Origin of the sequence: Streptomyces sp. NPDC029526, from assembly GCF_040637405.1 — a bacterium.
GTDB lineage: Bacteria > Actinomycetota > Actinomycetes > Streptomycetales > Streptomycetaceae > Streptomyces.
In genome coordinates, this window is sequence record NZ_JBEZWE010000013.1 from 1 (window position 1) to 18,740 (window position 18,740).

Annotated in this window: 17 protein-coding genes; 5 read left to right on the plus strand and 12 right to left on the minus strand. The window is 74.9% G+C overall.

The features are described 5' to 3' along the window. Positions 1-356: 356 nt before the first annotated feature. The 3 genes from AB0F01_RS23475 to AB0F01_RS23485 all read right to left on the minus strand — a co-directional run bounded on the left by AB0F01_RS23475 (position 357) and on the right by AB0F01_RS23485 (position 4,512). A complete protein-coding gene (locus AB0F01_RS23475; protein WP_362099045.1) occupies positions 357-1,649 on the minus strand; it encodes a GNAT family N-acetyltransferase in 1,293 nt (430 codons plus the stop codon). A 117-nt stretch (positions 1,650-1,766) separates the two neighbouring features. After that, a complete protein-coding gene (locus AB0F01_RS23480; protein ID WP_362099048.1) occupies positions 1,767-3,353 on the minus strand; it encodes an alkaline phosphatase D family protein in 1,587 nt (528 codons plus the stop codon). Between the two features lie 328 nt (positions 3,354-3,681). Next, positions 3,682-4,512 carry an alpha/beta fold hydrolase gene (locus AB0F01_RS23485; protein ID WP_362099051.1) on the minus strand — a complete coding sequence of 277 codons (831 nt, stop codon included), beginning with the start codon at positions 4,510-4,512 and terminating at the stop codon, positions 3,682-3,684. A gap of 230 nt (positions 4,513-4,742) precedes the next feature. Here AB0F01_RS23485 and AB0F01_RS23490 point away from each other — a divergent pair, with 230 nt between their 5' ends. Both AB0F01_RS23490 and AB0F01_RS23495 read left to right on the plus strand, forming a co-directional pair. Beyond that, on the plus strand, positions 4,743-5,630 hold the full coding sequence (locus AB0F01_RS23490) for an RNA polymerase sigma-70 factor (protein ID WP_362099054.1): 888 nt from the start codon (positions 4,743-4,745) through the stop codon (positions 5,628-5,630). 194 nt (positions 5,631-5,824) lie between these two features. Next, entirely contained in the window at positions 5,825-6,586 is a 762-nt protein-coding gene (locus AB0F01_RS23495; protein ID WP_362099056.1) for a GntR family transcriptional regulator, read from the plus strand. A gap of 250 nt (positions 6,587-6,836) precedes the next feature. Here the strand turns inward: AB0F01_RS23495 and AB0F01_RS23500 are convergent, their stop codons facing one another. The 3 genes from AB0F01_RS23500 to AB0F01_RS23510 form a co-directional block, all read right to left on the minus strand. After that, positions 6,837-7,994: an ROK family protein gene (locus tag AB0F01_RS23500; RefSeq protein WP_362099059.1), complete on the minus strand. Its 1,158-nt coding sequence runs from the start codon at positions 7,992-7,994 to the stop codon at positions 6,837-6,839. A gap of 98 nt (positions 7,995-8,092) precedes the next feature. Next, complete coding sequence (locus AB0F01_RS23505; RefSeq protein ID WP_362099062.1) at positions 8,093-8,749, minus strand: response regulator transcription factor; 657 nt, start codon at positions 8,747-8,749, stop codon at positions 8,093-8,095. A gap of 295 nt (positions 8,750-9,044) precedes the next feature. Then, positions 9,045-10,199: a histidine kinase gene (locus AB0F01_RS23510; RefSeq protein WP_362099065.1), complete on the minus strand. Its 1,155-nt coding sequence runs from the start codon at positions 10,197-10,199 to the stop codon at positions 9,045-9,047. A 108-nt stretch (positions 10,200-10,307) separates the two neighbouring features. On the opposite strand from AB0F01_RS23510, the gene AB0F01_RS23515 reads away from it, so the two are divergent. The 3 genes from AB0F01_RS23515 (at position 10,308) to AB0F01_RS23525 (ending at position 12,470) form a co-directional block, all read left to right on the plus strand. Continuing rightward, positions 10,308-11,228, plus strand: coding sequence for an ABC transporter ATP-binding protein (locus tag AB0F01_RS23515; protein WP_362099067.1), 921 nt, complete (start codon positions 10,308-10,310; stop codon positions 11,226-11,228). A gap of 2 nt (positions 11,229-11,230) precedes the next feature. After that, entirely contained in the window at positions 11,231-11,956 is a 726-nt protein-coding gene (locus AB0F01_RS23520; RefSeq protein ID WP_362099069.1) for an ABC transporter permease, read from the plus strand. A 76-nt stretch (positions 11,957-12,032) separates the two neighbouring features. After that, positions 12,033-12,470, plus strand: coding sequence for a hypothetical protein (locus tag AB0F01_RS23525; protein WP_362099072.1), 438 nt, complete (start codon positions 12,033-12,035; stop codon positions 12,468-12,470). Between the two features lie 25 nt (positions 12,471-12,495). Here AB0F01_RS23525 and mug read toward each other — a convergent pair whose 3' ends face one another. The 6 genes from mug to AB0F01_RS23555 all read right to left on the minus strand — a co-directional run bounded on the left by mug (position 12,496) and on the right by AB0F01_RS23555 (position 18,712). Beyond that, on the minus strand, positions 12,496-13,041 hold the full coding sequence (mug, locus tag AB0F01_RS23530) for a G/U mismatch-specific DNA glycosylase (RefSeq protein WP_362099074.1): 546 nt from the start codon (positions 13,039-13,041) through the stop codon (positions 12,496-12,498). A gap of 8 nt (positions 13,042-13,049) precedes the next feature. Next, positions 13,050-14,492: an adenylosuccinate lyase gene (gene purB / locus AB0F01_RS23535; protein ID WP_362099077.1), complete on the minus strand. Its 1,443-nt coding sequence runs from the start codon at positions 14,490-14,492 to the stop codon at positions 13,050-13,052. 213 nt (positions 14,493-14,705) lie between these two features. Continuing rightward, positions 14,706-15,482, minus strand: a complete 777-nt coding sequence (locus tag AB0F01_RS23540) for an SGNH/GDSL hydrolase family protein (RefSeq protein ID WP_362099080.1) — start codon at positions 15,480-15,482, stop codon at positions 14,706-14,708. A gap of 116 nt (positions 15,483-15,598) precedes the next feature. Continuing rightward, positions 15,599-16,612 (minus strand): hemolysin family protein, encoded by a 1,014-nt coding sequence (locus tag AB0F01_RS23545; protein ID WP_362099083.1) that lies wholly within the window; start codon positions 16,610-16,612, stop codon positions 15,599-15,601. Continuing rightward, a complete protein-coding gene (locus AB0F01_RS23550) occupies positions 16,609-18,090 on the minus strand; it encodes a hemolysin family protein (RefSeq protein WP_362099086.1) in 1,482 nt (493 codons plus the stop codon). Before AB0F01_RS23550 ends, AB0F01_RS23545 begins: the two co-directional genes overlap by 4 nt. 196 nt (positions 18,091-18,286) lie before the next feature. Continuing rightward, positions 18,287-18,712 carry a GNAT family N-acetyltransferase gene (locus AB0F01_RS23555; protein WP_362099089.1) on the minus strand — a complete coding sequence of 142 codons (426 nt, stop codon included), beginning with the start codon at positions 18,710-18,712 and terminating at the stop codon, positions 18,287-18,289. Positions 18,713-18,740 lie beyond the last annotated feature (28 nt).

The following is an 18,740-nucleotide window of genomic DNA, read 5'->3' on the forward strand; positions in this document are numbered from 1 at the left end:
AGGGGACGGTCGCGCAGATGGCGATGCCGTCGATGCCGTCTCCCAGCTCCTCGCCGCCGCGGTGGGCGGCCGACCGCCGCGGTCCGCCGCTGTCCGCGTCATCCGTGGCATCCGCGTCTTCCGCCGCTGGGGGCGCGTCGGCCCCTCGTGACCTCGCAGCACCGGCGTCAGAGGGCGGACCCGCGGCCAGGACGAGGCCGGAACGCGGCCGGAACCCGGCCGGTGCGCCGTGACCCGTGCGCCGTGACCCGGCCGCCCGACCAGCGCCGCGGCGCGGCCGTCACGCCACCGGCGCGGCATCGGCGCGGCATCGGTGCGGCATCGGTGCGGCGCGCCGCACCGGGTCGCCTCCCGCGTCACGACCGGCCGGCGTGCTCCCCACGGCCGGTACCGGCACCCGGCCCCCCGGCGCCCGCGCTGTGCGGGGTGCGCCCGTGGTCCGTCGGGGCGGCGTCCAGCTGGGCGGTGATGACGAGCGTGCCCTCCTCGATCCGGTAGTCGAGGGGAAGCCCCAGACCGCGCATGGCGGCGACCATCCCGGTGTTCGACGCCTGCGTCACGGCGTACACCTGGGCGCAGCCCGCCTCCGCGGCCATCGTCACGAGCCGGCTGAGCAGTTCGCGGCCGATGCCCCGGTGCTGCCACGCGTCCTCGACGATCAGCGCCACCTCCGTCTCGTCACCGTCCCACAGCAGGTGGCCCAGGCCCACGATGCGCCCCGACGCGGTCTGCGCGGCGAGGGTGCGGCCGAAGCGCGGGCCGAGCAGGTGCCGCAGGTAGCGGTCCGCGTCACCGACCGGGCCGTGGTAGCGCATCCGCAGGGTCCGGGGCGAGCACCGTCGGTGCATCTCCCGCGCGGCCGGCACATCGGAGGTGTCGGCGCGGCGCACCGTCACGTCCCGGCCCTCGGCCAGGGTCAGCACGTCCCGGCCGGCGGGGAGGCGGGGGCCGAGCCGGGCGTCCAGGTCCACCAGCGCCCGGGCGCGGGCGAACTCCGTGGGGGTGAACGGCAGATGCGGCCGCTCGACGACGACCGTGCCGCCGTCGGAGGCGCGCAGCCGCATCACGGTGGCCTCCAGCGCGTCCTCCGCCGGGGTCCCGCCCGCCGACGGGTGGCCGGGCCGGGGGGCGGGCAGTGAGCGGATCGAGCAGCGGCCCAGCAACTGGCGCAGGCTCAAGGGGAGTTCCGCCGCGTCCAGCGCGGTGCGGGCGGCCAGGGCCAGGACCTGGGTCGGGACGTCCGCCAGGTCGTGCGGGTCCGCCCGCTCGACCCAGGTGTCCGTCCCCCCGGCGGCCGACACCGCGGAGGACAGCTCGGTCCCGGACAGGCCGGCCGGGGCGCGCAGCAGGAACTCGTCCACCGTGGCGGTGCCCAGCGGGTGCGTCTGGAGGCTCAGGATGTCGACCTCCCGCCCGGCGAGCGCCGTGCACAGCGCGGCCAGCGACCCCGGCCGGTCCTCCACCGTGGTCCGCATCCGCCACAGGGCACCCTCGGGCCGGGCGCCACCGGTATCCGGTTCCGGTGGCGCGTGACCGTGGCGTCGTGCCCGTCCCCTGCGGAGCAGCGCGGTGAAGGAACGGGCGGAGCCGGCCGGCGACTTCGGGCGGCCGGCGCGGCCGTGCGGGACGGGGGCCGTCGGATCGGACATGTCTCGACTCATGCATCCACGGTGGACGAGGCGTGTTTCGTGATCACGAACGCACTGTGACCGGTGAGTAAAGAGTTCTTATGTCCGGATTCCCGCTGCCCGTCGGGGCCGTCCGCGTCACTGGCCGACCCGCCCCGGCACCAGCCGCTTCGTGTACAGCACGGTGCCGTCCTGCTCCCGCAGCCGCACCGTCAACTCCCCGCTGTCGCCGTCGATGTCGACCTGGCCGAAGAACTGGTACCCCTCGGCGGGCGAGACGTTCGACGCCGTCGGCGCCTTGACGAACACCCGTTCCGGTCCGAAGGTCCCGTCGAGTGCGACTGCCGGGAAGGCGCCGGCGTTCAGGGGCCCGGAGACGAACTCCCAGAACGGCTCGAAGTCGCCGAACGCCGCCCGCTCGGGCCGGTAGTGCTGCGCCGAGGTGTGGTGCACGTCGGCCGTCAGCCACACCGTGCCGGTGATCCGCCGGTGCTTCACGAACCGCAGCAGCTCCGCGATCTGCAGCTCACGGCCGAGGGGCGCGCCGGGGTCGCCCTGGGCCACCGCCTCGACGTGCGGCCGGCCCTCGGTGGTGTCCGGCACGACCAGCCCGATCGGCATGTCCGCGGCGATCACCTTCCACACCGCCCGCGACCTGGCCAGCTCCCGCTTCAGCCAGTCCAGTTGCTCGCGGCCCAGGATGCCCTGCGGGTCGACGGTCTGCCGGCCGGGGGAGTTGGCGTTGCGGTGGGTCCGCATGTCCAGGACGAACACGTCGAGCAGCGGCCCCTGTCGCAGCACCCGGTACATCCGGCGCTCGCGGGCGCCCGGTCGCGGCGCCACCGTGGGGAAGTACTCGCCGAAGGCGCGACGGGCCCGGGCCGCCAGCACGTCGACGCTCTTCTCCGTGTAGCGGGTGTCCGTGTCGGCGATCGTCTGGCCGGGGTACCAGTTGTTGCGCACCTCGTGGTCGTCCCACTGCACGATCGACGGCACCCGCGCGTTGAACCGGCGCAGGTTCTCGTCGAGCAGGTTGTAGCGGAAGGCGCCGCGGAACTCGGCCAGGGTCTCGGCGACCTGGGACTTCTCCTCGGTGGTGACGTTGCGCCACAGGCGGCCGTCGGGAAGCGTCCGGGTCGCCTCGATCGGGCCGTCGGCGTAGATCGTGTCCCCGCTGAACAGGAAGAAGTCGGGGTCCAGCCGGGACATGGCGTCGAAGATCCGGTAGCCGCCCGCATCCGGGTTGATGCCCCAGCCCTGCCCGGCCAGGTCGCCCGACCAGACGAACCGGACGCCGTCCCGCCGCCGCACCGGCGCGGTGCGCAGGACGCCGGTGACCGGCTCGCCGGAGCGGCGCGGATCGTCGGGGTCGGCGAGCGTCACCCGGTAGTGGATCGTCTCGCCCGGGGGGAGGCCCAGCAGGCGGGTGGTGCCGGTGAAGTCCGTCCCGGCGCCGAGCAGCGGGCCGCGCCAGCGGCGGGCGTTGCGGAACGACTCCGTCGCCGAGGTCTCCACCAGCATCCGGGCCGGCCGGTCCGACCGCACCCACACGAGCCCGGAGTGGTGCGTGACCTCGCCGCTCTGCACACCCCACGCCGCGCGCGGGCGTCCGGACCGGGCGAAGGCCGGGGCCTGGCCGAGGGCGGGGGAGAGGGTCACGGCCGCCGATGCCGCGAGCGTTCCGCGCAACACGGCGCGACGAGCAAGGAACTGACGGTGTGTCATGGGCGCCTCCAGGGACGGGAGCCGGGATCCGGTCAGTGTGCGCCGTCAGATGTACTCGGGCGGCGCGGCACGCACCCGAACACGACGTGAACAACCGGATCGCGCCACCCGCGCGCCGCCCGGCCCGCAGGCCACGCCGGCCGTCCGGGAGCCTGCGTCGGCACCCGGACGGACTGCCCGGCCCGCAGGCCCCGCAGGGCCGTCCCAGTGCCGGCGTCGGGCACCCTCGCTGGCACCCCGGCCCGCAGGCCCTCCGGGCGCCGACGTAGGGGGCCCGTGCCGGCCGACGCCTTCCGACGCCTGCCGCGGACCCGTGTGCCGTCCCGCCTCAGCGGCTGCCGTCGAGGAGCACGCGGGCGACGAGGGACGGGTCGTCGTTCATCGGCACGTGACCGCAGCCCGGCAGCCGGACCAGCCGGGCGCGCGGGATCGTCCGCTTGGCCCGCACCCCCTGCCGGGGGATCAGCAGCCGGTCCCGGCTGCCCCAGGCCACGGTGACCGGGATGCCGGGCACGTCGTCGGTGAAGCGCACGGTGGTGCCCGCCCGCAAGGTCTCGGTGAACGCGGGCGCCCCCGCGAGCGCGAGCGTCTCCTCGACCACGGCCCGGGGCGCGCGGCGTCCGGGGCGGGCGTAGATGGTGCTGGTGAGGGCCGCGCGGCCGGCCGCCGAACGGGCGAGCCGCTCGACCAGGGGCAGCGGCATCCGCTCCGCGAGGCGCCGCATCGCGAGGAGCACACCGAAGGCGTAGCGCCGCTCCGCCGGGGTCCAGAACCCGGCGGGGGAGAGCGCCGTGACGGAGCGGGCGAGCCCCGCCCGGCCCAGCTCCAGCGCCAGCAGGCCCCCGAGCGAGTTGCCCGCCACGTGGGGCCGCTCGACCCCCAGTTCCGCGCAGAGCGCGCCGAGGACCGCGGTCATGGTCGCCAGGTCGTGGGGGAGGCCGTCGGGCAGGGCGGGAGAGGCGCCGAACCCCGGGAGGTCCACGGCGATCACCTCACGCTCCGTCGCCAGGATGTCCGCGACCGGGTCCCAGGCCTGCCGGTGGTGGCCGATGCCGTGCAGCAGCAGGAGCGGCTCCCCGCGGCCGGCGCGGGCACAGGACAGCGTCACGGTGCGCGGGCCGTGCGCGGTGGTGACCTGGAAGGAGACGGTCGCGGACATGAGGGTGCTCCTCGTCTGGGACTCGTGGGCCGGAACCCGTGGGCTGGGATCTCGCGGTCCGGGCGCGGTGCCGGACCCCGGACGCCGCTCGACGCCGTAGACAGCTTGTCAGCAATCGCTACCCGCGGGTAGCCCCGGGCGGGCCCAGGCGTCCCGGGCGGCGGACGCCACCGCGGACGCGCCGGCCGGCCCGCCTGGACACCGCCCGCTCCGTGGGCTGGGATGACCGGGTGAGCGACGCCACCCGGACCGACGTCTTCGAGGAACACCGCTCCCTCCTCCTGGGCGTCGCCTACCGCATGCTCGGCCGCGTGTCGGACGCCGAGGACGTCGTGCAGGACGCCTGGCTGCGCTGGGCGGACGGCGACCGGTCCGACGTCCGGGAACCGCGTGCCTACCTGGTGCGGGTCACCGCCCGCCTGGCCGTCGACCGGCTGCGCCGGATCAAGGCGCGCGGCGAGACCTACGTCGGCCCGTGGCTGCCCGAGCCGTACGTCACCGCGTTCGGGGACACCACGCCGGACACCGCCGAGCGGGCGGTGCTCGCCGACTCCGTCTCGCTCGCCGTCCTCGTCGTCCTGGAGACGCTCTCCCCGCTGGAGCGCGCGGTGTTCGTCCTGCGCGAGGCCTTCGGCTTCCCGCACGCGGAGATCGCCGCCCTGCTGGACCGCTCCGAACCGGCCGTGCGCCGGCTCGCCGCGCGCGCCCGGCAGCACGTCGAGGAGCGTCGCCCCCGCTACGACGCCGACCCCGCACACCGCCGCGACCTGACCGAGCGGTTCCTGGCCGCCGCGGCCGGCGGTGACCTGGAGCGGCTGCTGGAACTGCTCGCCCCGGACGCCCGGCTCATCGGCGACAGCGGCGGCCGGTCACGCGCCCCCCTGCGGGTGCTGCGCGGCGCCGACCACGTGGCCCGCTTCCTCGCCGGGGTCGCGGCCAAGGGCGTGCCGGACCTCACCGTCCGGGTGCTGGAACTGAACGGCGGCCCCGCGGTGCTCGTCCTCTCCGGGGGCAGGCCCGACGCCGTCTTCCAGGTGGACGTCGCCGACGGACGCGTCCGGACCGTCTATCTCCTCCGCAACCCGGACAAGCTCCGCTCCCTGGCCGACCTCGGATGACCCCTCCGGCCGCCGCGTCCGAGCCCTCTCCGGCCGGGCCCGCGCGCCGGGTGCGCCGTCCGCGGGTCCGCGCCGACGGGCCGATTGGTATTGACCAAGGGGGTGGGCCGCCCTATCGTCGCTGACAAGTGAAACAACCTTTAATAAACAAGGGCGCTTAAACGCCGCCGCACACGGCGATCGCGGAGGACAGGGTGGGGACCACGCAGCTGGAAACGGTGCCGGAACCGAAGTACTGGCATCTCAGGACCGTGCTCAGCGAGGCCCTGGAGACCGAGTTCACCGTGGGGGAGATCCTCCCCAACGAACGCGATCTCGCGGCCCGTTTCGGGGTCGCCCGTGCCACCCTCCGGCAGGCCCTGGAACAGCTCGAACTCGAAGGCCGGCTGCAGCGCCGCCGGGGCGTCGGCACGACCGTCGCGCCGCCGCGGGTGGGGGTGTCCGTCGGCACCGCCCAGCACACCTGGCCCGGCGGCCCCGACGACGCCTGGCAGACCCTCGACAGCGCCCTGGAGGTGCCGTCGGCCGCCATCGCCGAGGCCCTGGTCACCGGCAGGGACGAGCCCGTGCACGTGGTGCGCCGGTCCCGCGTCTCCCACGGTCAGCCCGTCGCCGCCGAACTGCTGTACATCCCCGCCGCCTCGGTGCCCGACCTGTCCGGCATCGACGCCCCGTCCGGCCCGGCCCGCGCCCGCGCGGTCCTGCGCGAACTGCAGCGCCTGGACCTGGAGCGGCAGGAGAACACCGTGGAGCTGGGCTCCGCCCGGGCGGACGACGCCCGGGAACTGGACCGTCTGCCGGGCGCCCCCGTCCTCGTCGTCACCACCCGCTACGTCGCTCGGGGCCGCACGGCCGCCCTCTCCGTGGCGACCTACCGCGCCGACACCTGCCGCCTGACGTTCGGCGACTCCGGCGGCGTCGAGATCCACCACGGCCCGCAGCGCCACGCCTCCTGAACGTCCCTCCCCGGGGCCGCCCCGCACGCGGCGCCCCGGGGGACGCGCACGCCGCCGTCGCCCCCGGGCGGGGTGGAGTGGTGCGGGCGGTGAGACCCACGGGACCGGGGCCGACGGAGCAGGGCGGACGCCGGGCGCACGCCGGCCGGATCGCGGCGCGGACGCCGGGCGCACGCCGGCCGGATCGCGGCGCGGACGAAACCGCGCCGACCCGTCCCCGGACGCGTCCGTCGCCCTCCGCCCCGGCCCGCTACCGGCGGGCCGTCACCGTCCCCTCCACCGCAAAGAGCTGCTGCTCCACGTGGTCCAGGGCGAGCCGCAGCGCACCGGTGGCCACCACGGCCTCGCCCAGCAGGGACAGCGCCACCCTCGGCGGGCGCAGACAGTAGCGGGCCAGCTCGCGGCGCAGCGGCGCCAGGACGCCGTCCAGCCCGGCCGCCCAGCCGCCGATCACCACCAGCTCGGGATCCAGGGCCAGCACCAGCGCCGCCACGTCGTGCACCAGCCGCTGGATGAAGCGTTCCATGGCAGCGACGGCCCGCAGATCGCCCTCCCGCGCCTGGGCGAAGACCTGCGCGACGGCCTGCTCGTCCAGCGGGTGCAGGGGCTCGTCCGTGGTGGACAGCAGCGTCTCCGGGGTCACCTCCCGGCCCAGCAGGTGCAGCGCCCCGATCTCGCCCGCCGCCCCGCCGTACCCCCGGTGCAGCCGTCCGCCGATCAGCGCGCCGGCGCCGGGGCTCAGCCCGGCCAGCACGAACACCACGTCGTCGGAGTCGGTGGCCGAGCCCTTCCAGTGTTCGGCGACCACGGCCGCGTTGGCGTCGTTCTCCACCAGCACCGGACAGCTGAAGGACCGGCCCAGCCGCTCGCCCAGTCCCAGTCCCGTCCAGCCCGGCAGCGCCGTGCCCAGCCGCACCGTGCCGTCCGCCTCGACGATGCCGGGGGTCCCGACGCCCACGGCGCGCAGCGCGTCCCGGTCGACCCCGGCCCGGCGCAGCAGGGTGGCGACGGCCGCCAGGAGGCGCTCCAGCCGCTCGTCGGCCGACGCCGTCTCCCGGACCTCGCCCGCCTCGGCGCCGATCACCCGCCCGTCCAGCCCGGACAGCAGCGCGCTCACCCGGTGCGGGCCGATCTCCAGGCCCAGCAGGTGACCGGCCTCCGTGCGGAACCGGAACCGCCGCGCCGGCCGCCCCTGGCGTCGTGCGGTGCCCTCCTCGGCGGCCTTCTCCGCCACCAGACCCGCCTCGATCAGGCCCTCCACGACGCCCTCGACCGTGGGCCGGGACAGCCCCGTGACACCGGAGATCTCGGTCAGCGTCGCGCAGTCCGTGGTCCGCAACGCGTGCAGCACCACCGCGGAGTTGATCCTCCGCAACAGCGACGGGTCCCCGCCGGTCAGCCGACCCACCGTCCGTCCTCCGAGTTCGTGCAGGTGTTGGCCGGATCGTACTCGTCGCCGCCCACCCCGGCGACCTCCGGGCACCGCCCTCCCGGGGGCCCACGCCCTCACCCCGGCGTCACGAACCCCGACTCGTACGCCGCGATCACCGCCTGCGTGCGGTCGCGCGCCCCCAGCTTCCCGAGCAGGGAACTGACGTGCGACTTCACGGTCTCCGCCCCCACCACGAGCCGGGCGGCGATCTCCGCGTTCGACAGCCCCCGCGCCATCAGCCGCAGCACCTCCGCCTCCCGTTCCGTCAGCCGCGCCGACCACGACGGGGGGTCCTCCGCCCGCTCGCCCGCACCGTAGGCGGCGGCCAGTTGCCGCACCGAGGCAGGAAACAGCAGGGAGTCGCCCTCGGCGACCAGCCGGACCGCGTGCACGATCTCCGCCGGGCGCGCCCGCTTCAGCAGGAACCCGTCGGCGCCCGCGCGCAGCGCGTCGTAGACGTACTCGTCGTTCTCGAACGTGGTCACCACCAGGATCTTCGGTGGCGCGTCCATGGTCCGCAGCAGGGTCCGGGTCGCCTCGATGCCGTCCATCAGCGGCATCCGCACGTCCATGGCCACCACGTCCGGGCCGAGCTGCCGCACCAGCGGGATCACCGCCGCCCCGTCGGCGGCCTCCCCGACCACCTCGATGTCGGGCTGCGCCTCGAGCACGGCCCGCAGACCCGCGCGCACCAGCGGTTCGTCGTCGACGAGCAGGACGGTGACCGGCATGCGGACAGCCTAGTGCCGCAACAGGCAACGTCTGCCCCGTCGTAGCGCCCGGCACGCACTCTCGCCGCACCGGCCGAAAACCCCAGTACGTCCAGTACGAGCGCTTCCGTCCGGCACGCGAGAGCAGGCACCGCACGCCGCTCCTGGACGGGCAGACGTTGCCCGCCGAGGCACCGGAGTGCCCCCGGACCACGCCGCACCCGAGGGGCGCCGGGCACCGGCCTGCGCGGGCCCCGGCCACCGCCGTACACCTCACGCGCGGAGCAGCGGCCGCGCACCGGTCGGCACCGACGGGTCAGCCCACCGGCAGCTCGGCCCGCACCCTCCAGTCACCCTGCTCGGGCCCCGTCCACGCGGATCCGCCCAGGAGGGCGGCCCGCTCCCGTATGCCCCGCAGGCCGCTGCCCTCCCGGTGGCGGGGAACGGCCGACGGCAGCGGATTGCGCACGTCCAGGCACAACGTGCCGGCGGCGACGCCGATCCGGACCCGCACGGGGACTGCCCCGGCGTGCCGCAGCACGTTCGTCAGCGCCTCCTGGAGGATGCGGTAGCCCTCCCGGGACACCGGACCCGGCACCGTCTCCACCGGCCCGGTCACCTCGGCGTCCACCGTCGCCCCCGACGCCCGCGCCGACTCCAGCAGGCGGTCGGCGTCCACGAGGGCGGGACGGTTGCCCGCCGGCTTCGCCGGGTCGCGCAGCACCCGCAGGACGCGTTCCAGATCCTCCAGCGCCGCCCGGCCGGTCTCCTCGATGGCGCCCAGTGCCCGGTCGGTGAAGGCCGGGTCGCCCGCCGTCCGTGCGGCACCGGCCTGCAGGACCGCGACGGTCAGCGCGTGGCCGATGGAGTCGTGCAGCTCCCGGGCGATCCGCGTGCGCTCCAGCAGCTGCTCGGTCCGGGCCTCCATCGCGGCCAGCCGCTCAGCGGGGGAGGGGCCGAGGAGGCGGCGCGCAGCAGCGGTGATCAGCTCACCCAGCCCCACCACGGCCGCGCCGAACGCGATCAACGGGAGCGGCGCGAGCACCGCGTACGCCCAGTGGGGGGACACGTCCTTCAACACGGGCACGCCCCAGGGCACGCTCCCCACGCCGAGTTGGACCAGCGCGACGCACAATCCCGGCAGCCACACGGTGAGGAACGTCGTCACCGCCCCCAGAATCAACCGCACCGCGAGCCACAGTGCGGTCCGCCGCCGGTCGCGCCAGGTCGCCGACGGCTCCTGCGAGATGCCCGGCTCCCGCTCACCGGACGTCAGCAGCAACCGCGCCTGGACGCCCTCGAGTCTGCGCACCGCCGGGATCAGCCCCATCGGGACGACCACGAAGACGGGCAGCCAGGGCTTCGAAGGAAGGATCAGCGCCCAGACGGCGAACGGAAGCGCGGGCACCCACAGATGCAATTGGCGGGTGTAGGTGACCCCGCGCAGGAACGGACGCAGGAACCGGAGCATCCCGGCATCATGTCAGGCGCCCGCCCGCCGTCGCCTCCCCCGCACGGGGGAGCGGATCTCCCCGCCCGGGGGAGCCCCCGGCCCCGGTCCGGCGACCATGCTGAGCCCATGACCAGCATCGACGTCAAGGACCTCACCAAGGAGTACGGCACCCGGCGAGCCGTCGACCACCTCACCTTCAGCGTGCGGCCGGGCCGTGTCACCGGCTTCCTCGGCCCCAACGGCGCCGGCAAGTCCACCACCATGCGCCTGGTGCTCGGCCTCGACCACCCGACCTCGGGATCGGCGACCGTGGACGGCCACCCCTACACCACGCTGGAACAGCCGCTGCACCGCGTCGGTGCCCTGCTCGACGCGCAGGCCGCGCGCGGCAACCGCAGTGGCCGCGACCACCTGCGGGTCCTGGCCGCCACCCACCGCATCCCGGACCGCCGGGTGGACGAGGTGCTGGAGGAGGCGGGGCTGGCCTCGGCGGCCCGCCGCCGGGTGCGGACCTACTCCTTGGGCATGCGTCAGCGGCTGGGCATCGCCGCCGCGCTGCTCGGCGACCCCGAGGTGGTCCTGCTCGACGAACCGTCCAACGGCCTCGATCCCGAGGGCATCGTGTGGATCCGCACCCTGCTGCGCCGGCTGGCCGACGAGGGACGGACCGTGCTGGTCTCCAGCCACCTGATGCACGAGACCGCCTCGTTCGCCGACCACCTGATCGTCCTCGGACGGGGACGGCTGCTGGCCGACACCCCGCTGCGGGAGTTCGTCGACGGGCGGGTGCGGCCCGCGGTCCGGGTCCGCACGTCCGACCCGGCCGCGCTCAGATCCGCCCTGGCCGGTGCCGGTCACGACGTCCTGGACCACCCGGACGGGCACTGGACGGTGCCGGACGCCCGGGTGGAGGACATCGGGCGCCTCACCTCCGCCGCGGGAGTGCCGATCCTCGAACTCGCGGCGGACGAGGGGACGCTGGAACAGGCGTACCTCGACCTGACCGAGACCGAGACCGAGTTCGCCGCCCGCCACCAGGAGGTCTGACCATGTCGTTCGCACCCGTGCTCCGCTCCGAGTGGCTCAAGATCAGCACCGTCCGCTCGCAGCCCGCCGCCCTGTTCGCGATGTTCGCCGTGACCCCTGCCTTCTCGGCGCTGTCCGCGGCCCCCGAGACGGCGGACCCGCAGTTCGACCCGCTGTTCATGGCCCTGTTCGGGGTCGTGTTCGGGCAGATCGCCGCCGTGTCCTTCGGAGCCATGGCCGTGTCGGCGGAATTCCACAACGGCGCCCTGCGCCAGTCGCTGGCGGCGGTCCCGCAGCGCGGCCGGTGGTACGCCGCGAAGATCGTGTCGATCGCCGTCCCCGTGCTGCTGGTGGGCCTGCCCACGGCCGTGGCCGGCCTGCTGGCGGGGCGTGCGGGGCTCGGCTCGGCGGCGAGCGGTCTCACCGTCGGCGAGCAGGTCCGCGCGGTGGTGGGCTGCGCCGTCTACCTGATGCTGATGGCGCTGTTCTCCGCCGGGCTCGCCACGGTGCTGCGCAGCCAGGTGGCGACGCTGTCCGTGCTGATCCCGTTCATCCTCATGGTGTCCTTCGTGATCGGCGACATGTCCGGCACGGTCGCCGACGTCCTGCCGGACCGGGCCGGCCAGGTGATCCTCCACCAGTCCTACGACGGAATCCTCGGCCCCTGGGCGGGACTTGCCGTCAGCGCGCTGTGGACGGCGGCGGCGCTGCTGACCGGCGCGTGGAGCCTGCGGCGCCGGGACGCCTGACCGGGGCCTGGGGCCCGGGGCCGGGGGCCTGTTGACACCCCGCCAAGTGTCAGTGGCGGCGGGTTTACTGGAACCCATGGACATCGCCCGGCACATGGCCCTCCTCGACGAGCTGTGCGTCCGCCCCTTCCCGGCGGACCACGGCCCGTCGCCCGGTGGTCCCCGGGGGCCGGGACACCACGTCGTGGTGCTGGCGGGCAGTCACTCCCTGCGCGGCGACCCGGCGTCGTGGGCGGTGACCGTCGAGCAGATCGAGGCCGAGTGCGAGGCCCTGCGGGAGCGGCTGACGGCGCGCTGGGGCCCGCCCGGCCTGTGGAACCTGCAGACGGTCCTGCTGCGGACCGAGCGGGAGCAGATACCCGAGCCCTGGGCGTGGCTGAGCGCCCGGGCGGCCACGGCGTGGCTGTGGGAGGTGGAGGGGGCGGGACGGTGGGCCGCGGTGGCCGTCGCCGACCGGGACGGTGACGGCGGGGTGCAGCTGCTGGCGGTGGTCAGCGGCACACCGCCGGTCTGACCGCCCAGGGGAGAGCGGTCCGGGACTACGCCCGCGCGGCCTCCCGCAGCCGGGCGAACTCCTCCGCCAGGGTCGTGGGCGTCCAGTGCGCGTTGAGCCCGCTCGGGTTGGGCAGCACCCACACCCGTGTGTCACCGATCGTGCGGTCCTGCGGCCCCACCCGGGCGGCGCGGTCGTCGAACGCCACCCGGTAGGCGGTGACGCCCAGGACGGCGAGCCAACGGGGCCGCAGCCGGGCCACCTTCTCCGCGAGCAGCCGCCCGCCCTCCTGGTACTCCGGCGCGGTCAGCTCGTCCGCCCGCGCGGTCGCCCGGGCCACGACGTTGGTGATGCCGAGCCCGTGACCCAACAGCTCCTCCTGCTCCGCGGGCGCCAGCAGCCGGGGCGTGAAGCCGGAACGGTGCAGGGCGGGCCAGAAGCGGTTGCCGGGGCGGGCGAAGTGGTGTCCCGTCGCGGCCGTCATCAGGCCCGGGTTGATGCCGCAGAACAGGACGTCGAGGCCGTCCGCGACCACGTCCGGCACCAGCCGGTCACGGGCGGCCTCCAGCTCCTCGCGGGTGAAACGGGGCACGGAGCGGGTCAGAGGATCGCCCCGGGGGAGTAGCCCGCGGCCTCCGGGTGCTGCTTGACGATCGCGTCGATCCGCCCCACCACGGCGGCGACCTGGCCGCCCGCGGCACCGGTGAAGGACAGCTTGTCCGCCATCAGCGCCTCCAGCTCGGCCCGGCTCAGCGGCAGACGCTCGTCGGCGGCCAGCTTGTCCAGCAGGTCGTTGCGCTCGGCGCCCTGCTCCCGCATCGCCAGCGCCGTGGCGACCGCGTTCTCCTTGATCGCCTCGTGGGCGACCTCCCGGCCGACGCCCGCGCGCACCGCGCCCATCAGCACCTTGGTGGTGGCGAGGAACGGCAGGTAGCGGTCCAGCTCGCGGGCGACGACCGCGGGGAAGGCGCCGAACTCGTCGAGGACGGTCAGGAACGTCTCCAGCAGCCCGTCGAGCGCGAAGAACGCGTCCGGCAGGGCGACCCGGCGCACCACCGAGCAGGACACGTCGCCCTCGTTCCACTGGTCGCCCGCCAGCTCGCCCGTCATCGAGGCGTAGCCGCGCAGGATCACCATCAGGCCGTTGACGCGCTCGCAGGAGCGGGTGTTCATCTTGTGCGGCATCGCCGACGAGCCGACCTGGCCCGGCTTGAAGCCCTCGGTGACCAGCTCGTGCCCCGCCATCAGGCGGATCGTCTTCGCCAGCGACGACGGCGCCGCCGCCAGCTGCACCAGCGCGGTCACCACCTCGTAGTCCAGCGACCGCGGGTAGACCTGGCCGACCGAGGTGAACGCCTCGGAGAAGCCCAGGTGCCCGGCGATCCGCCGCTCCAGCTCCGCCAGCCGCTCCGTGTCACCGCCGAGCAGGTCCAGCATGTCCTGCGCGGTGCCGACCGGGCCCTTGATGCCGCGCAGCGGGTACCGGCCGAGGAGTTCCTCCACCCGGCCGTACGCCACCAGCAGTTCGTCGGCGGCGGTCGCGAACCGCTTGCCGAGGGTGGTCGCCTGCGCGGCCACGTTGTGCGAGCGCCCGGCCATCACCAGTTCGCCGTACTCCCCGGCCAGCCTGCCCAGCCGGGCCAGCACGGCGACCGTACGGTCCCGCATCAGCTCCAGCGAGAGCCGGACCTGCAGCTGCTCGACGTTCTCGGTGAGGTCCCGGGAGGTCATCCCCTTGTGGACGTGCTCGTGCCCGGCGAGGTCGTTGAACTCCTCGATGCGGGCCTTCACGTCGTGCCGGGTGACCTTCTCGCGCTCGGCGATCGAGGCCAGGTCGACCTGGTCGAGGACGCGCTCGTAGTCGGCGATCGCCGCGTCCGGCACCTCGATCCCCAGGTCCTTCTGCGCCCGCAGCACGGCGAGCCAGAGCTGCCGCTCCAGCCTCACCTTCTGCTCGGGCGACCAGAGCGTGGCGAGCTCGGCGGAGGCGTAGCGTCCGGCGAGGACGTTCGGGATACGGGGCTTGGCAGGCGCAGCAGTCACGTGCACGGAGTCTACTGGCGGTTCCTGCAGGCAGCCGCCACGGGGTGATTCGGCGGAACCTCCAAAGCGGCTCGGTGCGGCCCGGCGCGACGCGGGGAGCCCGCCGCGACGCGGGGAACCCGCCGCGCCTCGGCAGGGCCCGCCCGCGGCTCGGTACGGCCCGGTCGCCGTTCCGTGCGGGCCGGTCGCCGCTCGGTGCGGTCCGGTCGCGGCTCAGCCGAGGTCGTACGGGAGCAGCTCCGGCCGCTTGGGCGGCAGGCCGTCACCCGAGGAGCGGCCGGTCAGGCGGCGGCCGATCCACGGCAGCAGGTGCCGGCGGGCGAAACGGACGTCCGCGACCCGGCGGGAGGCCCAGCCCGGCGGCAGGGTGGCCGCCGGCGGGATCCGCCAGTCGGCGTCCTCGGGCGGGTAGCCGAGCGTCTGCCACACCGCCTCCGCGACCCGGCGGTGCCCCTCGGCCGTCAGGTGCAGCCGGTCGACGTCCCACAGCCGCGGGTCGGACAGGGCGGGAGCGCCGTACAGGTCCACGACCAGCGCGTCGTGCCGGCCGGCGAGGTCCTCGACGCAGGCGAACAGGGCCTCCATGCGCGGCCGGAACCGCTCCAGCACCGGACCCTGACGGCCCGGACTGCGCATCAGCACCAGCTGCTTGCAGTGCGGGGCCAGCCGCTCCACTGCCTCGGTGAGCAGGTCGCGGACCCGCCCCATGTCGCACTTGGGCCGCAGCGTGTCGTTGAGGCCGCCGACCAACGTGATCACGTCGGGCCGCATGGCCGCCGCCGTGTCCACCTGCTCGTCGACGATCTGCTGGATCAGCTTGCCGCGCACCGCGAGGTTCGCGTACCGGAAGCCGGGCGTGACGGCCGCCATCCGGGAGGCCAGAAGGTCGGCCCAGCCCCGGTACGTACCGTCGGGCAGGAGGTCCGACATGCCCTCGGTGAAGGAGTCGCCGACCGCGACCAGGCTGGTGTGGGAGGGGTTCGTCTGCATGGCCCGACGATGGTATCCGGTCGACATACCCAGCGGTCGGTCGGCTCCCCCGCTGCTCAGCCCCGCTCCCGCAGCATGTCTCGGGCCCGCTGTCCGACCAGCTCCCGCAGCACGTCTCAGGCCCGCTGTCCGAACAGCTCCTGCAGCACGTCCTCCATGGTCACCAGCCCCGCCAGCTTCCCATCGGCGCCGAGCACGGCCGCCAGGTGGGTACGGCTGCCGCGCATGGCCGTGATGACGTCGTCCAGCGGGGTGCTCTCCCGGACCCGCGCGATGGGGCGCATGTCCCGCAGCCGGAACGGCATGTCCCTGGGCGAGGCGTCCAGGGCGTCCTTGACGTGCAGGTAGCCGACGATCCGCCGGCCCTCGTCCACCACCGGGAAGCGGGAGAAACCCGACTCCACGGACAGCTCCTCCAGCCCTTCCGGGGTGACCCCCAGGCGCGCGTAGACCACCTGCTCCAACGGCATCACCACGTCCCGGACCGGGCGGCGGCCCAGCTCCAGGGCGTCGTTCAGCCGCTCCCGCGCCCGGTCGTCGATCAGGCCGGCCTCGCCGGAGTCCTGGACGATCTGCGCCAGCTCCGCGTCCGAGAACGAGGCCACGACCTCGTCCCGCACCTCGACCCGCAGCAACCGCAGCAGGGTGTTGGCGAAGGCGTTGATCGTGAAGATCACCGGACGCAGCGCGCGGGAGAGCGCGACCAGCGGCGGGCCCAGCATCAGGGCGCTGCGGGTGGGCTCCGCCAGCGCGATGTTCTTGGGCACCATCTCGCCGAGCAGCATGTGCAGGTAGGTGGCGAGGGTCAGCGCGATCACGAAGGACACCGCGTGCCCCGCACCCGAGGGGACGCCCGCCGCCTCGAACACCGGCTCCAGCAGGTGCGCGATGGCCGGTTCGGCGACCACGCCGAGCACCAGGGTGCACAGGGTGATGCCCAGCTGCGCGGCGGCCATCAGCGCCGACACGTGCTCCAGACCCCACAGCACGCTCTTGGCCCGCCGGTCGCCCCGGTCGGCGTGCGGCTCGATCTGGCTGCGGCGCACCGAGATCAACGCGAACTCGGCGCCCACGAAGAAGGCGTTGACGACGAGTGTCGCCAGACCGATGAGCAGCTGTACCGCGGTCATCGCCGCGCCCCCTTCTCGTCCTGCCCGTGCCGGCCCGTGCCGCGGTCCCGCGCGGGTTTCCCGTCCGCACCGCCGTGGCGGCCCTCACGGTCCCCGCGGCTCACGCGGCCGTCGCCCCCGCCGTCCCCGTCGTCCCCGCCGCCCCCGTCGTCGTCGGGGGAGAGGCGGGCGTCGTCGAGCGGGGCGTGGAGCAGCAGGCGCGCGGCCCGGCGGCCGGTCGCGTCGACCACCTCGACCCGCCAGCCGGCGACCTCGCACACGTCGCCGACGGACGGGATCCGCCCCAGCTGGGTGGCCACCAGTCCGGCCAGCGTCTCGTACGGTCCCTCCGGCGCGCGCAGGCCGACCCGGGTGAGCTGGTCCATGCGGGCCGAGCCGTCCGCCGAGAACAGGGCGTGCCCCTCCTCGTCGGCACCGGCCCGGGCCAGGTCGGGCGTCTCGTGCGGGTCGTGCTCGTCGCGGACCTCGCCGACGACCTCCTCGACGATGTCCTCCAGGGTGGCCACCCCCGCGGTGCCGCCGTACTCGTCGATCACGACGGCCATGGTGCGCCGGCCGGAGAGCCGGTCCAGCAGCCGGTCGACGGTCAGCGACTCGGGGACCAGCAGGGGGTCGCGCATCATCTCGGACACCGGCACCCGCCCGCGGCGCTCCGCGGGTATCGCGAGGACGTCCTTGACGTGCGCGGTCCCCACCACGGCGTCGAGGGTGTCGCGGTAGACGGGGAACCGGGACAGCCCGGTCGCGCGCGTCGCGTTCGCCACGTCCTCGCAGGTCGCCCGCACGTCCAGGGCGACGACCTGGACCCGGGGGGTCATCACGTTCTCCGCGGTGAGGTCGGCCAGGTTCAGGGTGCGCACGAACAGTTCCGCGGTGTCCGGCTCCAGGGCGCCCTCCTTGGCGGAGTGGCGGGCGAGCGCGGCCAGTTCCTGCGGGCCGCGCGCGGACTCCAGCTCCTCGGCGGGTTCCAGGCCCAGCCGGCGCACGATGTGGTTGGCCGTGTTGTTCAGGTGGGTGATGAAGGGGCGGAAGGCGGCGCTGAACCAGCGCTGCGCGTTCCCCACCCGCTTGGCGACGGTCAGCGGCGAGGAGATCGCCCAGTTCTTCGGGACCAGCTCGCCGACCACCATCAGGAACACGGTCGACAGGGCGGTGCCGATCACCAGGGCCAGCGAGCGGGAGGCCGAGGTGGAGACGCCGACGTCCTCCAGCGGCCCGGCGATCATCGCCGCGATCGACGGCTCGGCGAGCATACCGACCACCAGGTTGGTGACGGTGATGCCGAGCTGCGCGCCGGACAGCTGGAACGTCAGGTTCCGTACGGCTTTGAGAGCGCCCGCGGCGCCCCGCTCACCGCGCTCGACCGCACGCTCCAGCTCTCCCCGCTCGACCGTCGTGAGGGAGAACTCCGCCGCGACGAACGCGCCGCAGGCGAGCGAGAGCAGGATCGCCACCAGGAGCAGGAGCACTTCGGTCATCGGGACACCTCCGTCCCATGGTCGGACAGGACCGGGAGGGATGCGCGGTGTCGCGAGGAGGTACCACGGCGCGCGCGGGCGCTACGGCGTGGACAGGGAGGCTCGCCCATGGGCGGACGCACACAACCTTTCATGGAGGACCGAGTGGCCATCCAAGAGTAAAGGATGGGCAAAAGGCGGTCGGACGGGTCGTGGATCACGCGCCGAGCGGCTTCACCCAGCGGCGCCACCGCTCCTCCGGTCCGTAGCCGGCCGCGCGCCACGCGTGCTGCGCGGTCGCGTTGCGCTGCAGCACCATCGCGTCGGCCCGGCGGCCGCCCAGCGCCGTGAACCGCTCCTCGGCCGCGCCCAGCAGCGCGGAACCGATGCCCTGCCTGCGGTGGTCCGGGTGGACCGCCAGCCGGTACAGGTGGCACCGCCAGCCGTCGAAGCCGGCGATCACCGTCCCGACCACCTCCCCCTCCCGCTCGGCGAGGATCAGCGCCTCGGGGTCCCGGGCGACCAGCCGCTCCACGCCGGCCCGGTCGTCGCTGATGCTGGTGCCCTCGGCGGCCACCTTCCAGAAGGCCAGCACGGTGTCGAGGTCCTCGGCCGTGGCGGCCCGTACGCGCAGCTCGTCCATGGGCCGATCCCAGCACGCGGGACGGGCC

Bases quoted from the DNA above. Each gene is read 5' to 3' on its own strand.
- AB0F01_RS23505 (WP_362099062.1), bottom strand. From the start codon at position 8,749: ATGCCGGTCACCGTCCTGCTCGTCGACGACGAACCGCTGGTGCGCGCG.
- AB0F01_RS23540 (WP_362099080.1), bottom strand. From the start codon at position 15,482: ATGCAGACGAACCCCTCCCACACCAGCCTGGTCGCGGTCGGCGACTCC.
- AB0F01_RS23555 (WP_362099089.1), bottom strand. From the start codon at position 18,712: ATGGACGAGCTGCGCGTACGGGCCGCCACGGCCGAGGACCTCGACACC.
- AB0F01_RS23520 (WP_362099069.1), top strand. From the start codon at position 11,231: ATGTCGTTCGCACCCGTGCTCCGCTCCGAGTGGCTCAAGATCAGCACC.
- AB0F01_RS23485 (WP_362099051.1), bottom strand. From the start codon at position 4,512: ATGTCCGCGACCGTCTCCTTCCAGGTCACCACCGCGCACGGCCCGCGC.
- AB0F01_RS23545 (WP_362099083.1), bottom strand. From the start codon at position 16,612: ATGACCGCGGTACAGCTGCTCATCGGTCTGGCGACACTCGTCGTCAAC.
- AB0F01_RS23480 (WP_362099048.1), bottom strand. From the start codon at position 3,353: ATGACACACCGTCAGTTCCTTGCTCGTCGCGCCGTGTTGCGCGGAACG.
- AB0F01_RS23475 (WP_362099045.1), bottom strand. From the start codon at position 1,649: ATGTCCGATCCGACGGCCCCCGTCCCGCACGGCCGCGCCGGCCGCCCG.
- AB0F01_RS23550 (WP_362099086.1), bottom strand. From the start codon at position 18,090: ATGACCGAAGTGCTCCTGCTCCTGGTGGCGATCCTGCTCTCGCTCGCC.
- AB0F01_RS23525 (WP_362099072.1), top strand. From the start codon at position 12,033: ATGGACATCGCCCGGCACATGGCCCTCCTCGACGAGCTGTGCGTCCGC.
- AB0F01_RS23510 (WP_362099065.1), bottom strand. From the start codon at position 10,199: ATGCTCCGGTTCCTGCGTCCGTTCCTGCGCGGGGTCACCTACACCCGC.
- AB0F01_RS23515 (WP_362099067.1), top strand. From the start codon at position 10,308: ATGACCAGCATCGACGTCAAGGACCTCACCAAGGAGTACGGCACCCGG.